The organism is Maribacter sp. LLG6340-A2, from assembly GCF_045057105.1.
Lineage (GTDB): Bacteria > Bacteroidota > Bacteroidia > Flavobacteriales > Flavobacteriaceae > Maribacter.
In genome coordinates, this window is sequence record NZ_CP159332.1 from 141,490 (window position 1) to 157,842 (window position 16,353).

A 16,353-nucleotide genomic window follows, 5' to 3' on the forward strand; every position below is an offset into this window, starting at 1 on the left:
AAAAGAACTATATGTTACATAAAAACTATAATTCTACCTTATTACGCTCCTCCCACTCCCTACGCAGATCAGCTGATAGAATGCTGGTACCATCATGTTTCCAACCGGGTGGCTTCATTAGATATTTGAATTTATTACGCCAAGTGGTTTTTGAGGTAAAAAAATCGCACAGCATCTTGTACCACTCCCCAAAGGCAATTTTTATAGGGTTATAGGTGTCAATATTCTTCACCAAACCGTAAACCGGCTTTTCAACCTCTGGCTCAAAAGTGCCAAATATTTTATCCCAAAGAATAAAAATTCCAGCATGGTTTCTATCCAAATACTGCGGATTGGTAGCATGGTGCACCCTGTGGTGACTTGGTGTATTAAAAACAGCTTCGAACCACTTAGGCATTTTAGTGATGAACTCGGTATGGATCCAATATTGATAGATGAGACTGACGGACATCTGCACCAAAACCATCACCGGATGAAAACCGATGAGAATTAAGGGAATCCAAAAAATGAAGGTGTAAAATCCGCCAGACCACGACTGCCGTAATGCCGTGCTTAGATTGTAATTTTTAGAAGAATGATGCACCACATGACTTGCCCAAAAAAACCGACTCTCGTGACTGGTTCTATGAAACCAATAATAACATAAGTCTTCGGCAAAAAGCAAAATGATCCATGACCACCAAGCAAAAGGAATTTCAAAAAGGTGCCAAGAATTATACAACAAATAGAAAAACCCCAATGCAATACCTTTGGTAATTAAACCTATGGCAACATTACCCAGCCCCATAACAATGGATGTACCGGCATCTTTAAACTCATAATCATGAAGCTTGACCTTTACGGACAGTATCACTTCCAAAATCACCGTAACCGTAAAAAAAGGTATAGCGTAGTGGATTAAATTAGGAATTTCTGGTACCTGCATAGTTCATTGTTACTTCTACAAGTTACAAAAAGTAACCTATTAATTTATAACTAGTACTATTCCCATGATATCTTCCTTAAACGAGTTCCAATTAGAATAGTATCGCTTATGTGCCAATATAATTTATTGCAAGGAATATTGCCCATACCGAAATTTTAAATTAATAAACACCACGAATATGCTGATGTACCTCTTCTTCATAAAATGTTTTCAAATCATCCATTAGTTTTTTAGATAGTGGTGCAAGATTACTGGCTTTTGCGTTATCACCAATATGTTTTGGAGAACTAGCACCAGGGATTATGGTAGAAACTTCTTTATGGTCCAATATATAACGTAAGGACATTTCTACCATACTCATTTCTTCTGGACAGAATGTTCTCAATTGATCAACTAATTTAACCCCTGTGTTAAATGGTAGTCCGGCAAAGGTCTCTCCTACATTAAAGATTTCACCGTCTTTGTTAAAATTTCTATGATCGTTTTCTGAAAATGAGGTGCTAGAATTGAATTTTCCCGTTAGCAATCCACTTGCCAATGGTAAGCGTACAATAATACCTACCCCTTTTTCATAAGCTTGTGGCAATAATTCTTGGGTTAACTTTTGCCTAAATATATTATATATGACTTGGAGAGATTGCAAACCTTCTTGCTCTAAACAGATTAATCCTTGCTCCACACTTTCCACACTGGCCCCAAAATGCAGAATTTTTCCTTCATTCTCCAAATTTCTTAACCAGTCAAAAATATGTCCTTTCTGTAATTCCTCGATGGGTATACAATGTAGTTGTAATACATCTAAACAATCCATATTAAGTCGCTTTCTAGAGGCATCTACACTTTCCCTCAGTGCTTTTTCTGAATACGTGTTAGGAAATACATTGGCACCACGTCCAAATTTGGTCGCAACTTTTATATCGGCCTTAGTGGTTTTTAGAAACTCTCCAATCAGCTTTTCACTTTTTCCATCACCGTAAACATCTGCTGTATCAAAAAAAGTGATGCCATTAGCAACAGCTTCATCTAGAATTTCAAATGCTTTATTTTTCTCGATTCCATCGCCCCAATTGCCGCCAATTTGCCAACAACCCAAGCCTACTTCACTTATTTCAAAACCATTATTTCCTAATTTTCTTTTCTTCATTTTATATGTGTATGCTAAAATTAAAACCTAAATGTAATACTGTTTTTTTAAAGTATTTACTAAACAAATAGGACGGTACAATTCAATTTAAAGATAAGTATACCTAGCCATATTTATAAACCGCATATCCACCCAATTAGCAAAACATTCTTAAAACATCTAAAAATCAACAGATTGATGAAAATTATAGATAGTCATTTCTAGTGTTTTCTTAACCTATTTTATGAAATCTAACTACATTTACTGTACCAATACACACTAATTTACCTTGAAAGAAGAAGAACATTATTGGACAGAACGGTATAAGAATAACAATACAGGTTGGGATATTGGTTACCCTTCTACCCCAATTAAAGAATATGCCGATCAATTAACGGATAAATCAATACAGATTTTAATTCCGGGTGCCGGAAATGCCTACGAAGCGGAGTACCTTTGGAAAGCCGGATTTATCAATACCCATATTCTTGATATTTCTGAGATTCCTCTGAAAGAATTTAAAAAAAGAAACCCCGATTTTCCGGAGGAGAACATACATCAATCTGATTTTTTTAAATTCAGCGGACAGTACGATTTAATCATAGAGCAAACCTTTTTCTGCTCTTTTGTACCCACTGATAAAAACAGAAGCGCCTATGCCAAGCAAATGGTAAGTCTACTAAAACCTAACGGAAAATTAGCCGGACTCTGGTTCAATTCCCCACTTACTAACGACATGGAAAAGCGGCCTTTTGGAGGAAACAAAGAATTGTATATCAAATACTTATCCCCATATTTTAAAATGATCACTTTTGATCCCTGTTATAATTCTATCCCACCGAGACAGGGAAAAGAGTTGTTTGGGATTTTTGAGGTTCGTTGATGTTTTCGTTGTCCGTTGTTGGTTGTCCGGTCACTTCGGCTCCGCTCAGTGACCTGACTAAAATCTTGTCCGTTCGAGCGCAGTCGAGAATTATTTGTGTTCCAAACTGACAGATTGCTTCGTACCTCGCAATGACGAATAAAAAAACTGAACACTGAGAACTGATACTGCCTACTTAAACCTGACACTGCCCACTGTAACTGCCTACTGTAACTGCCTACTGAAAACTAACCAAGCTATCACTTCGGCTCCGCTCAGTGAACTGACTAAAATCTTGTCCGTTCGAGCGCAGTCGAGAACTATTGGTGTTCCAAACTGACAGATTGCTTCGTACCTCGCAATGACGAACTGAAAACTGCTACTGTCCAACGGAACACTGAGAACTGCTACTGCCAACTGAACACTGAACACTGAACCACAAAACTGTTAAAGGATTACGGATTCTTCAAAACCAAACACTGTTAACATCCTTTTAAGAATACTTCCCTTTCTTTTCTGCTATTTTTAGGCACATAACTAACAAACCACTCAAATGACAAGAAGATTACTCTCACTGTTGATGCTTTTCGCATCTTTTTTCGTTGCTGCACAAGAATTTAAAATGGACTTAGCTCAAGACCTTAAACCTCGTAACATTGGTCCCGGTGGTATGAGCGGTCGTGTAACTGCCATTGATGTCGTTAATGACAATCCCGATATTATGTATGTGGGTACCGCTTCTGGCGGATTGTGGAAATCTACATCCGGCGGGGTAAAATGGGAACCTATTTTTGATAAAGAAGTAACCGCTTCTATTGGTGCAGTTGCCATTCAACAAAGTAACCCGTCCGTAATTTGGGCAGGTACTGGGGAAGGTAATCCGCGTAATAGTCTTAATGGCGGTTACGGAGTTTACAAATCTCTTGATGGTGGTAAGACTTGGAAATCTATGGGTCTTGAAAAAACGAGACATATCCATAGAATCAAAATTGACCCAATGAACCCTAATACCGTGTATGTGGGTGCCATTGGATCTCCTTGGGGAGAGCACCCAGAACGCGGAGTGTATAAAACTACCGATGGTGGCGAGACCTGGGAAAAAGTACTTTTCGTAAATAATAAAACGGGAGTGGCGGATCTTATTATGGATTCTACCAACCCAAATAAATTAATCGCTGCCATGTGGGAACACAAGCGTGAACCTTGGTTCTTTAATTCCGGTGGTTCTGGTAGTGGGCTATATATGACCCATGATGGTGGCAAGAATTGGAAAAAACTGACCGAAGAAGATGGCCTTCCCGCTGGTGACCTAGGTAGAATTGGTGTAGCCATTGCTCCTGGTAAGCCCGATGTTATTTATGCGTTGGTGGAAGCTAAAAAGAACGCACTTTACAAATCTGAAGATGGCGGATTCAAATGGAAAAAAGTAAATGATAAAAGCGATATTGGTAATAGACCTTTTTACTACTCTGAGATATACGTAGACCCGGATAATGAAAACAGGGTATTTTCTGTGTTTACCTATGTAAATGTTTCTGAAGATGGCGGTAAAAATTTTAATCAACTAATGCCTGCTTATGGAGTGGATAATGGAGTACACCCGGATCACCATGCATTTTGGATTCACCCAGAAAACGGACAATTTATGATGGATGGTAATGATGGTGGACTCAATATTTCTAAAGATGGTGGTAAAACATGGCGTTTTGTAGGGAATATACCTGTTGCACAGTTTTATCATATTGCCGTGGATAATCAGTATCCTTATAACGTGTATGGCGGTATGCAAGACAATGGTTCTTGGAGAGGTCCTGCCTATGTTTGGAAAGCTCAGGGGATTCGTAATAGCTATTGGCAAGAAATTAGTTTTGGAGACGGGTTTGATGTCGTTCCCGATCCAGTAGATTCTAGATATGGATATACCATGAGTCAGCAAGGTAATGTGCAACGCTTTGATCATGTAACAGGCGATAATTATATTGTACGCCCTACCCCACCAGATGCCGATACCGAACTACGTTTTAATTGGAACTCGGCAATTAGCCAAGATCCTTTTGATACCAGTACCGTATACTTTGGTAGCCAGTTTGTACATAAGAGTACAGATAAGGCATTAACTTGGAAGGTAATCTCTCCAGATTTAACCACCAATGATCCTGAAAAGCAAAAGCAAAGCGAAAGTGGTGGTTTATCTATGGATGCCACAGGTGCAGAAAACCATACTACCATTTTAGTGATTGAACCTTCTAAAGTTGAAAAAGATATGCTTTGGGTAGGTACCGATGATGGCAGAGTTCATTACACTCAAAACGGTGGCGAAACATGGACAGAAGTAACCGCAAATATTAAAGGCTTACCAAAAGGAAGTTGGATTCCACAAATAAAAGCATCTACCCGCAATAAAGGGGAAGCACTTTTAATCGCTAACGATTATAGAAGATTTAATTACACTCCGTATGCATACCGCACTAAAGATTACGGTAAAAGCTGGACAAGAATTGTTGATGCTACCGATGTAGAAAGCTACACCCTATCTATTATTGAAGATCCAGAAAATCCTAATTTAATGTTCTTAGGTACCGATGACGGATTGTATGTTTCATTAAATGCAGGAGAAAAATGGCAAAAATGGACCGAAGGTTTCCCAACGGTTTCTACTAAAGATTTAGCCATTCACCCAAGAGAGCACGATTTGGTAATTGGTACATTTGGTAGGGCTGCATGGGTGTTAGATGATATTCGTCCGTTACGGGCTTTGGCATCAGATGCATCCATTTTAAATAAGGAAATAGAATTATTTACTCCGCCAACAGCATATCAAGCTTCATACCAACAACCTACAGGTAGTCGTTTTGGGGCCGATGCCCTGTACCAAGGTGAGAATAGAAAATCTGGGGCTATGATTACCTACTATTTAAAGGAAGGTAAAAAAGCATCAAAAAAGGGTAAGCCTGCAAAAGGTAAAAAAGAAGACGCATCCAAAAAAAAAACAGAAGAAAAAAAGGATAGTGTTGAGCTAACGGGAGTTCAAAAGAAAGACTCCGTCCAATTTGATTTTTATGATGGAGAACGATTGATACGTACTTTAAAATATAAGACTCCAGAAAAAGCCGGATTCCACAGAATTTACTGGAGAATGGATGAAAAAGGTGCCGATAGACCTTCTAGAAAAGTACGGACCAAAAAGAGAGAGTCCGGCGGGTTGAATGTAAAACCTGGCACATACACGATAAAGATGCTTTATGGTGATTTGGAAGAAGAAACTACTATTACGGTAAAATCAGACCCACGCTTAGAAGTATCTCAGACAGCAATCAATGAAGCCTATGCCAATGGTAAAGTGTTGGAATCTTACATGCAAACTGCAGCAGATGCCGTACAGCAATTGGCCAAGAGCAAAGAAACTGCAGAAAAATTTCAAAAGGACCTTAAAAAAGAAGATGATAAAAAGTACAAGGAGCAGATAATATCTTCTAAAGATATCATTAAACAAATAGATTCCGTAACCGCTATTTTTTTAGGAAAGGTAGACAAGCGACAAGGTATTACACGTAGTAAGGAAATGACGGTAATGCAACGTATACAGGTGGCTAGGCGCTACGTGGGGTCAAGAAAAACAGGTATGACAGCAACGGAAAAGCAGCTTATGCAATTTGCCAAAGATGACCTTGAAGCTGCGTTACAAAAAACTAACGCCTTCTTCGCAAAAGAGTGGGTAGATTACAAAAACAGTATGCAAAGCTTGGATTTATCACCATTTAAGGAAACAGAAGTATTTAATTTAAATTAATAAAGAAGAAGACGAAGAATGAAGAAAGTTATTACCGCACTGGTATTATTAGCAACAATTGCTCATACAAATGCTCAAAGTGAATTAACGGGAGAAGATGATTTTGGCAGTTGGTTCATGTATTTTGGCACCAACAAAATAGCCGATAAGTGGAGTATACATACCGAGGCGCAGTTTCGATACTATCAAATGGCATCTAATTTTAATCAACTATTATTAAGAACGGGTGCAAATTATCACATCAACAATAACGCTATTGCCACTTTGGGCTATGGTTTTATTGAAACGGACCCTACTTTTTTGGAGTTTGATACCCTTGGGGATGATGTATTATTTGAAAACAATTCCATCTCGGAACACCGTATTTTTGAACAATTCATTTTAAAGAATAAAGTATGGGAGTTTAAGTTTGAACACAGATACCGTTTGGAACAGCGTTTTGTGCAAAATAACTATACCGGTGTAAGCAATACCTTGCACAGGGCCAGGTACAGAATTCAAATGACCTTGCCGCTTACCGATATCTTTTTCTTGAATTTTTATGACGAAATTTTCATCAACCTTCAAAACAATGCATTTGGTCAGAACCGTGCATATGCAGCACTTGGTGTTAATGTTACTGAAGATTTGAGTATGCAATTTGGGTATCTTAAAAATCATTTTACGGGAGTTAATTATGATCGTCTCCAAATTGGGCTTTTCTATAATACAGATTTAAGTAAGATGTTCAAGAAACAAGAGTAATATTTTGCTCAACATGGGGTCATACATTTTTCATGTTAAAATCCCTTGTATATGAGCAAAGATTATAGGTATTAATATGTAACTTTATCATTTAACCTAAAAAAACACTATTATGAAAATATTAAAATTTGAATTAGCATTTTTAGCGCTAATTGCAGCCTTTAGTTGTAAAGAGGTCAAAAAAGAGACCAATGAAGCTAAAGAAGAAGTAGAAGAATTAATGGAGGAGGCCAAAGCGGAAATGAACGAAGAGGTCACCACCATCAAGTTTATGATGGAACCCAAAAGCGATAGTGATGTAAAAGGTGAAGTTACTTTTACCGAAGAAGGTGAAGAAGTAAGCATGACCGCAAATTTAACCGGTCTTTCTGAAGGTGAGCATGCCATACATATTCACCAAACCGCCGATTGTTCCTCAGCAGACGGAAAATCAACCGGTGGGCACTGGAACCCTACCAATGAGCCACATGGTAAATGGGGAGCTTCAGAAGGTTATCATAAAGGTGATATAGGTAATTTTACCGCAGACGCCGATGGTAATGCTACCGTTGAATTCTCAACAGATGAGTGGTGTATTGGTTGTGGCGATGAAAACAAGGATATTCTTGGGAAAGGAGTAATCGTACACCAAGGTGTAGATGATTTTACTTCTCAGCCCAGTGGTGCCGCAGGTGCACGTATAAGTTGTGCCGGCATTATTGAATAGAGTCAATTATTTAATTTTTAAAAGCTGTTCTAAGAACAGCTTTTTTTATTTTTAACGGATATAAAAATTTATCCATGCAATTAGACCTATTGGTAGAACAGTTTAGAAAGAAGGACCCCAACGCTTTCAAAACTTTACATGACATGTATGCCGACAATATATGTGGGGTTATCAATACCATTGTTAAAAATGATGGTGTAGCTCAAGAAATCTGTCAAGATGTATTTATTAAAATCTGGAACAATGCCGAAAGTTATAATTCCAGTAAAGGAAGGTTCTTTACTTGGATACTAAACATCGCCAGAAATGCAGCTATCGATGAAATACGCAGTAAAACGTATAAAAACCAAAAAAAGAACCTTTCTGCAGATTACTTCGTAGGTATTTTAGAAAGCAGGGAAGAGGAAAATATGACGGTAGATACCAAAGGGTTAAGAAAACTTGTAAAAAATTTAAAGGAAAAATGTGTTCAAATCATTGAACTATTATACTTTAGAGGTTACACACAAAAAGATGCCGCCGAAGAATTGGATATTCCTATAGGAACTGTAAAAACAAGAAATAGAAGTTGCATTTCCCAATTAAGGGAAAATATGGAAAGCATATAGAATGGACGTACAAAAATACATAGGATCAGGAATTTTAGAACTTTACGTGGCCGGTGTACTTTCTGATAAGGAAAATTTGGAAATTGCTAATTACGCCAAAGAATATCCGGAAATAAGAAAGGAAATAGAGGCGATTGAAGCTTCTATTTTGACCTTATCCAAAAAAGCCTCACCAGGTATTACCTATACCTTACAATCTTTAATGGATAGGATAAATAAAGATGTTGAGGTGGTTTCAATGAACAAAGGTTCAAGTTCTGCAATGACATACATTGGTTGGGCCGCATCATTATTACTTGCAGTTGGTCTGTTCTTTATGTACCAACAGAATCAAGAACTAAAATCTAATATTGAAGTTGTAGAACAGCAAAATTCAACATTAGAGCAACAAATTGCCGACACTGATTCCTCATTGGAAAAAACACAAGAATTGTTGAATACGATAAGGGATAAAGAAATTGACGTAATTGCCTTAGGCGGACAGACCGTTTCCCCTACTTCATATGCCAAAGCGTATTGGAACAAGAAGGAGCAAAAAGTTTATATTGACGCCAAAGGTCTACCAGAGCCGCCAGATGGTTTTGTATATCAAGTCTGGTCGTTAAAATTATCACCCCTTACACCAACAAGTATGGGACTTCTTGAAGATTTTGCTACGGATGAGAACAAAGTATTTGCTTTGAACAATCCTAATGAATCAGAAGCTTTTGGGATTACACTTGAACCCGCCGGTGGTAGTGAATCGCCAACATTGGAGCAATTATACACCCTTGGGGTAGTAGCGACCTCGTAAAAATTACTACAGATATTAAATGGGCAGTTAAATTATAACTGCCCTTTTTTTATTGTTTTTTGCCATGGATTTAAAGAAGATTGCTGGCACCATACCAGCCTTATTAGGTATTGGCGGTCTAATTTACTCGGCTTTTTTATTTGGCTACAGCTCTGGGACTACAAAACAACTAATTTTTTACGGCGTACTTGGCGCAATATTTTTCTGGTATTAGGACTTATAAGAAATATAAGTAAAAGTTATAAGCGGTCAAAACTTAAATATTCTTACGGACTTTTTGCAAGCCAAGACTTTTAACCAACCATTTAGGTAGTGTTTTATATGGATCTCTCTTCTTGAGATTTAAATAAATACCCAAAGATTTAACAATTGGTACTTTATGGGTTTCTACCAATTCTATTAATGTACCGTCTGGATCTTCAACATAACAGAAATGACCCGCGGCATCCCCCATATCAAAACTATTGGAACTATCTACAGTAAAGGGGTTTTTCAATACTTTGGCCTTTTCCCGCAACGCATCCATTCCCTGGACATCAAAACAAAGATGAATATACCCTAAATCTCCCCATAACCGGTCCTTATAGATTTTAGTTGGTGTACCCTGTAGCATTTGTATCAATTCCAATTGAGTTGGACCAAGCAAATCTCCAAAACCTCCTATTTTTTTTCGGTGATGTCCAAGTATTACTTTTCTGTACTGTTGTTTAGCAGTTGAACCACTTAACTGATCAAGATACGTTATATCATCATACAAAACTTCTGTATAGCCCAACATGTTTTTATAAAAATCTATGGACCGTTCCATATTGCTTACACCAATAACTGCGCCCATTACACCACCATTTATACTAGGCTGTTCACTAAAACAATAGGAATCCTCTACCATTTGGACCTTATTCCCAAATGGGTCATCAAAATAAAAATAAGAACTACGCTTTCTTGATTCCTTGATATCCGTAAGATTCAACACCCCAATTTGACTTAGATATTTATGCATAATAGCCAGATTTTTACATCTGATTTTCATGGCATATATTCCTAAATCTCCTGGAACAATTTCTTGATTTGGAGCGGTAGGAGTTCTGTCCTTAAATTGCCAAATCTCTAGACCACCACCCCCTACTAGGTTTAACGATAAATAGGCATCGCGCTTTTCTGACTTACCATTGGTATATTTTGTCATTAAAGATGCAATTGCCTCATCCTTAAACAATAATACATCAAATCCTAAATGTTTTCTATACCAGTTAAAAACGGTTTTAGTATCCTTAACACCAATACCAACTTGTTGAATTCCATTAATTACCTCAACCATTATATGGGGTGCGTATTAATTTATTATGTAGACTTTTTAATGTATAACTAGAACACCCTAATTTAAACAATAACACTAAAAGCAAATTGGATAGGTTAACCCTAAGATAAGAATTGCACTCATACTTACGGGCAGAAACAACCAGGTCATTTTTTATAATCGTATAACGAACTTTATACTTTTTCATCCGTTTAAAGAATTCAAAATCTTCCATTAAAACCTGCTCCTCATCAAATGCCCCTAGTCTATTGAATACTTCCTTACGAATAAATAAACATTGGTCACCGCCTCCTGTAAAAAAACCATCTTTTGCGGTAAAGGATGAATTCATTTTCAAGAACCAGGTATCCTTATCAAAACGATATGAAAAAAAACCAGCATCAAAACCGTTCTCCAGTCTGTCTAATATATTATCAAAAAAATTAGTTGGCGGTATTACATCCGCATGTAAAAAAACCAGAACATTACCCAATGAACTAGCAGCAGCCTCGTTCATTTGGGCCGCACGACCTTTCTTTTTACATTGTAACACCATGACCTTGTCAAAGGAGCATAGAGAATCCGTTGCATCGTCTGTTAAAGGGGAAGCTGCAATGATAACCTCTAATAGTTGCTTATGTTGTAGAAAACGAGCGTCTATAAAAAGTCGCTGTAAATTACTAAATTCATTATGCGCAGGTATTATTAAACTTATCATATTCACTTTCTATTTTTATGACTTCCCATAAAAATTAAACCTTTTAAATTTACTCCCTTTTACTTTTTAGCTATTTACGTAAGTTGATGAAAAAAGTTTTAAATCTTATATAAATATAAAAAAGGGCTATTGTAATCACTAAATTGTCTTTACGACCAATATTCTACAAACCATTTCGCCATATTTACGTAAGTAAAATATTCTAACAATATACATATGAAATTTTCTTTCTATTCCTTATTTATGCTTTGTTTCTTTTTAATGGGTCAAGCTGAGCAAATTAACGCACAATCTACCACAAATAGCCTAGAAGATTTTAATACGCTATCAGAACAATTTTTAAAAAGAATTAAGAATAATGAAGATACTCAAGATATCCAGGACAAATTGGCGAATACGACCGTAGAAACACTGGATAACGCACTTGATACCAACACTAAAAGATTGGCATTTTGGGTTAATATCTATAATGCCTATATACAGGTTATATTACAGAAAAACCCTGAATTATATAAAGACCGGGGCAGCTTTTTTAAAAAAGAACAAATAAAAATAGCAGGTGAAACCGTTTCTTTCGCAAAAATAGAACATGGTCTTATACGTAAATCGCAATTTGAATATGGCCTTGGTTACATTAGAAAATGGTTTCCAAATAAATTTGAACGTAAACTACGTGTAGACGACCCTGTACACAACATTCATTTTGCCTTGAATTGTGGCGCGAAAGATTGTCCGCCAGTAGCAATTTATGAATGGCAACGATTGGACGAACAATTTGAAAAAGGTACGCAACGCTATCTTGAAAGAACTACTGATTTTGATCCAAGTACCAAGATTGCTACCATAAGTTCTCTTTTTAATTGGTTTAGAGGAGATTTTGGAGGAAAATGTGGAATCAAAAAAATATTGAAAAATAAAGGGTTGATTCCTACTACCAAAAAAATAGACTTGGAGTATCAAAATTATGATTGGACCTTAGATCTGGATAATTTTATTGATCTATAGAATTAAAATGCTTCGTTAATGGTAAAGTAGAACTGTCCACCATCACCGGAAATTCCATAATCTACCCGTAATCGTGTTCCTTCCTTTTTATTGACAATATATCGTAGACCACCCCCTACTGCACCTTTATATGATGCTTTAAACGTTTGGTCCAATGAAGGAATTACCGTTCCTGTGGCACCAAAAACCGCTCCTTTAAGCCTTTTATAAAGTGGAAAACGAAGCTCCGTTGCCAAACTAACCTCATTCTTATCAAGATAGCGCCTATTGTCAAAACCTCTTGTTCTTTTTGTGCCTAAATAATTTAAATCCTGAAATGGTGTTCCATTGCTCCTAGTTCCTAAAAAAAGGTTGGTCGCCAAAATTACATTTCCCTTAATTTGCTGATAATAACGTGTATCCAGCTCAATTTTTTGATAGGAATAGTTAGAACCCAACCAACGGGCACTATGGTAAAAGGCCCCTTCTACATACCACCCCTTAGTAGGATGAAAAATATTATCACGAGTGTCATACAAGGCTAAAAATCCTATATTGGAGATTGTGCCCCCTTCCTTACCAATGATATCCAGGGAGGTATCAAGCAATCCATCTGGTTCCGGCTCCAATACGTGATATCCGTCAAACTCATACCCCAAACCAATGGAGAAATCTTGGAAAATTTCTCTATATGCCGCTAAACGAAACCTTGGAAAATCTGCAGTATATAATTCTTTGTCCTCTTCCCTGGAATCCATTCCAACACCATAAAAATTATAGAAATATTTATAATATCCCAACTCTCCCTTAAATCGCCATTTTTCCTCATCCAAATAAAACTCATATGGCATGAACATTAGAAATTGTTTTTTGGAGGTAAAGGTTATACCCAGTTGAACAGAAGATGGACGCGTTGAAAGTTCCTCTCCTTTTAATCTAAATGTAGATAAACCTAAAGCACCGTAGCCCAAACCTGTTTCTGGTGTATAGAATACTACCGGTAAAATGTTTAGTCTTAAATTTTTTATAGAATCCTGATCTACTTGTTGTGATTGCCCTTGTATGACATAGCACACCAATATGAACAATACAGAAAGTGTTCTTGACATATAAAATCGCATATCTGTAAAATAACGACTTTACAGTTGCTATTAATACCTTAATTGCAGTAAATACTAACTAGAATGGTAAATTTGCACTGAAATTATAATTTTCACCGTACTTCTCTTTATGAAGGTAAACTTAGAATTACTCAAAAAAATATGTATTGGGATATTTATCCTATTGGGAGTTTTATCCGCCGCTCAATTAAGCAACTTAAAGTTCTCCTTTGATTTTAGCCAGTTCTTTCCCGAAGAAGATCCAGACTTGGCTTTCTACGACAGCTATGTGGAAGAATTTGGGACCGATGACAATTTTTTACTAATAGCCGTAAAGAATGAACCACATGTTTTTCAACAAGATTTTTTGACAAGTTTTGATGCCTTTTCCAAGGAAAGTAAAGGTTTTGAACATGTATTGGAGAGTAATTCGCTAACCACATTATCCTATCCGCTTAAAACATCGTTTGGTTATACCACACTTCCTATAATACATATTAATGATTCTTTACAGTATCAAAAAGATTGGCGTAAAATTCAGGAAGACTCTTTATTCACCAATGTGCTGATCGATGCAAAAAGAACATCATTGGTATTAGCGTTAAAAACCAAGGATAATTTAGATTATAAACAATCTGGGGTTTTATTGGACAGTATTAGGTCTTCCTTAAAAAAACACGAATTAAATTCCTATCATATTTTAGGCAGGGCGTTTTTTTATGAGGCCATTGTAGATATGCAAAAATCCGAGGTATTAACCACCACCATTGTGGCCTCTATCATTGTATTTATAATCTTACTCTTGGTTTACCGTAGTATGCCAGTAGTGTGGATTTCCGTATTTTCCATTGCACTTTCCCTATTACTATTTATGGGACTTTTAGCGGTTTTGGGTAAGGAGCTCAATGCCATGGCGGTATTTTATCCTGTTTTAATGCTTATTGTTGGCACCTCTGATGTAATTCACCTAACGGATAGTTTTATACGAAAATTACAGAGCGGACTACCCCGCTACACCGCAATTTTGTCTTCCTTAAAAGAAGTGGGCATGACTACCTTACTGACTTCTGTAACTACTGCTATTGGTTTTGTTACGCTTTTATCTTCTAGACTGGTAAGTATCCAAGATTTTGGAATAAATGCCGCAATGGGTGTGTTAGTTGCTTATTTTACCGTTATTTTTCTTACCGGCTCTTTATTGATAAGTTTACCCGAAAAAAAATTAATTGGCGGTAGAAGTGTTTCCGTAAAATGGAAAACAAACCTTTTACGACTTAATACGTTTACAAAAGAGCATCCTAAAAGTATTATTTTAGGTACCGTAACTTTTACCCTCCTCTGTTTTTTAGGTATTTACCTTATTAAAACCGATTATGAGTTTAAACAAGCCTTACCGGCACGAAGTAAAATTGCTGCAGATTTTGAATTTTTTCAGGAAAATTATGCTGGTTTTAGGCCGTTGGAAATTGCCGTTAGCAGTAAAGAGGGGTATAAAGTGACCGATTTTGAAGTTGCCCAGGAAATTGAAAAATTATTGGCTCACTTAAAAACCCTAAAGAGTATTGGCAATGTACAATCTGCAAACTTGCCTTATAAGATCATCAATAAGGCCTATCACCTAAACAGTGCCGAATATTTTAAACTTCCGTCAGATAAAAAAACGTTCTCCATTTATAAGAAAGATGCCCATCGTTTGGTCCGTAAACAATTGGGACAGTTCATTTCTGAAGATGAAACCGTTGCCCGTATTAATGGAAAATTACAGGATGTAGGCACGGATAGCCTTAACACGGTATATAATAGTATTACCAACTTTGCGGCTACCCAATTAGATACCTCTATTGTCAAAGTTAAAATTACCGGTAAAAGTATTCTCCTTGACAAAAATTCAAAATACATTAGAAGAAATTTATTGGAAGGTTTATTATACGGCCTTCTTCTTATTGGGGTCATCATGGCATTTATATTTAGGGATGTAAAGATTTTTTTAATTTCCCTTGTCCCCAATATCCTTCCCATTCTTTTTGCGGGCAGTGTACTAGGTTTTTTAGGCATACCGCTAGAAGCTTCCCTTTCTGTTGTTTTTGCTATAGTATTTGGTATTGCAGTTGATGATACCATTCATTTTTTAGGTAAATATAAGTTGGGCATTACCCAGGGTCTGGACAAAGAAGCCGCATTGGAAAAAACATTTGTACAAACAGGTAGGGCATTGGTAATCACCACCATTATCCTGTTTTTTGGATTTATGGTCATGCTTTTCTCCATTCATCAACCCAGTAGAACTATAGGATTGATTATTAGCGTAACCTTAGTTACCGCGTTAATACTGGATTTACTCCTGCTACCGGTATTATTACGAAAATTGATTAAATAGAATTGTTGGTTCTGTTCAGCGTTTTTTGAAGTGACCTATAGGCGAAAATTGTTTTTCCGACCAATAAAATCATTAAGCTAATCCATAATGTGAAGAGTAGGTATTCCATAACATTACTTTTTTAGTGATTACTTTTAGTTAACATATTTAAGATGCTGGGGCATTTTAAATGTATTTGGTCGATAAATATATGCATTTCATCCTAACGAATCTTAAAATTTGTTAAATTTTCGATGAAATACCTAAAAATAACAGGGCCGTGAATTTATCACGACCCTGAAAAAAAACAATCCAACCTAAAACAAACCAGAAATGAAAATAATTGG

The 16,353-nt window shown here is 36.6% G+C and carries 13 protein-coding genes; 8 read left to right on the forward strand and 5 right to left on the reverse strand.

Annotated features, from left to right (window positions below):
• Positions 1 to 25: 25 nt before the first annotated feature.
• Entirely contained in the window at positions 26 to 925 is a 900-nt protein-coding gene (locus ABVM52_RS00605) for a sterol desaturase family protein (protein ID WP_405382672.1), read from the reverse strand.
• 160 nt (positions 926 to 1,085) lie between these two features.
• Positions 1,086 to 2,069: an aldo/keto reductase gene (locus tag ABVM52_RS00610; RefSeq protein WP_405382674.1), complete on the reverse strand. Its 984-nt coding sequence runs from the start codon at positions 2,067 to 2,069 to the stop codon at positions 1,086 to 1,088.
• 268 nt (positions 2,070 to 2,337) lie between these two features.
• Here ABVM52_RS00610 and ABVM52_RS00615 point away from each other — a divergent pair, with 268 nt between their 5' ends.
• The 6 genes from ABVM52_RS00615 to ABVM52_RS00640 all read left to right on the forward strand — a co-directional run bounded on the left by ABVM52_RS00615 (position 2,338) and on the right by ABVM52_RS00640 (position 9,551).
• On the forward strand, positions 2,338 to 2,931 hold the full coding sequence (locus ABVM52_RS00615; RefSeq protein WP_405382676.1) for a methyltransferase domain-containing protein: 594 nt from the start codon (positions 2,338 to 2,340) through the stop codon (positions 2,929 to 2,931).
• Positions 2,932 to 3,463: 532 nt separating this feature from the next.
• Entirely contained in the window at positions 3,464 to 6,700 is a 3,237-nt protein-coding gene (locus ABVM52_RS00620; protein WP_405382678.1) for a VPS10 domain-containing protein, read from the forward strand.
• An 18-nt stretch (positions 6,701 to 6,718) separates the two neighbouring features.
• Complete coding sequence (locus tag ABVM52_RS00625; RefSeq protein WP_405382680.1) at positions 6,719 to 7,444, forward strand: DUF2490 domain-containing protein; 726 nt, start codon at positions 6,719 to 6,721, stop codon at positions 7,442 to 7,444.
• Positions 7,445 to 7,556: 112 nt separating this feature from the next.
• Positions 7,557 to 8,150: a superoxide dismutase family protein gene (locus ABVM52_RS00630; protein ID WP_405382682.1), complete on the forward strand. Its 594-nt coding sequence runs from the start codon at positions 7,557 to 7,559 to the stop codon at positions 8,148 to 8,150.
• A gap of 74 nt (positions 8,151 to 8,224) precedes the next feature.
• Positions 8,225 to 8,758 carry an RNA polymerase sigma factor gene (locus ABVM52_RS00635; RefSeq protein WP_405382684.1) on the forward strand — a complete coding sequence of 178 codons (534 nt, stop codon included), beginning with the start codon at positions 8,225 to 8,227 and terminating at the stop codon, positions 8,756 to 8,758.
• A 1-nt stretch (position 8,759) separates the two neighbouring features.
• Positions 8,760 to 9,551, forward strand: coding sequence for an anti-sigma factor domain-containing protein (locus ABVM52_RS00640; protein ID WP_405382686.1), 792 nt, complete (start codon positions 8,760 to 8,762; stop codon positions 9,549 to 9,551).
• A 256-nt stretch (positions 9,552 to 9,807) separates the two neighbouring features.
• Here the strand turns inward: ABVM52_RS00640 and ABVM52_RS00645 are convergent, their stop codons facing one another.
• A complete protein-coding gene (locus tag ABVM52_RS00645; RefSeq protein ID WP_405382688.1) occupies positions 9,808 to 10,869 on the reverse strand; it encodes a VOC family protein in 1,062 nt (353 codons plus the stop codon).
• Positions 10,862 to 11,566, reverse strand: coding sequence for a glycosyltransferase (locus tag ABVM52_RS00650; protein ID WP_405382690.1), 705 nt, complete (start codon positions 11,564 to 11,566; stop codon positions 10,862 to 10,864). Before ABVM52_RS00650 ends, ABVM52_RS00645 begins: the two co-directional genes overlap by 8 nt.
• Positions 11,567 to 11,782: 216 nt before the next feature.
• On the opposite strand from ABVM52_RS00650, the gene ABVM52_RS00655 reads away from it, so the two are divergent.
• Positions 11,783 to 12,571, forward strand: coding sequence for a DUF547 domain-containing protein (locus tag ABVM52_RS00655; protein ID WP_405382692.1), 789 nt, complete (start codon positions 11,783 to 11,785; stop codon positions 12,569 to 12,571).
• A gap of 2 nt (positions 12,572 to 12,573) precedes the next feature.
• Here ABVM52_RS00655 and ABVM52_RS00660 read toward each other — a convergent pair whose 3' ends face one another.
• A complete protein-coding gene (locus ABVM52_RS00660) occupies positions 12,574 to 13,659 on the reverse strand; it encodes a BamA/TamA family outer membrane protein (protein ID WP_405382694.1) in 1,086 nt (361 codons plus the stop codon).
• A 121-nt stretch (positions 13,660 to 13,780) separates the two neighbouring features.
• Between ABVM52_RS00660 and ABVM52_RS00665 the strand changes: the two genes are divergently transcribed.
• Positions 13,781 to 16,027: an RND family transporter gene (locus tag ABVM52_RS00665; protein ID WP_405382696.1), complete on the forward strand. Its 2,247-nt coding sequence runs from the start codon at positions 13,781 to 13,783 to the stop codon at positions 16,025 to 16,027.
• The last annotated feature ends 326 nt before the right edge of the window (positions 16,028 to 16,353 follow it).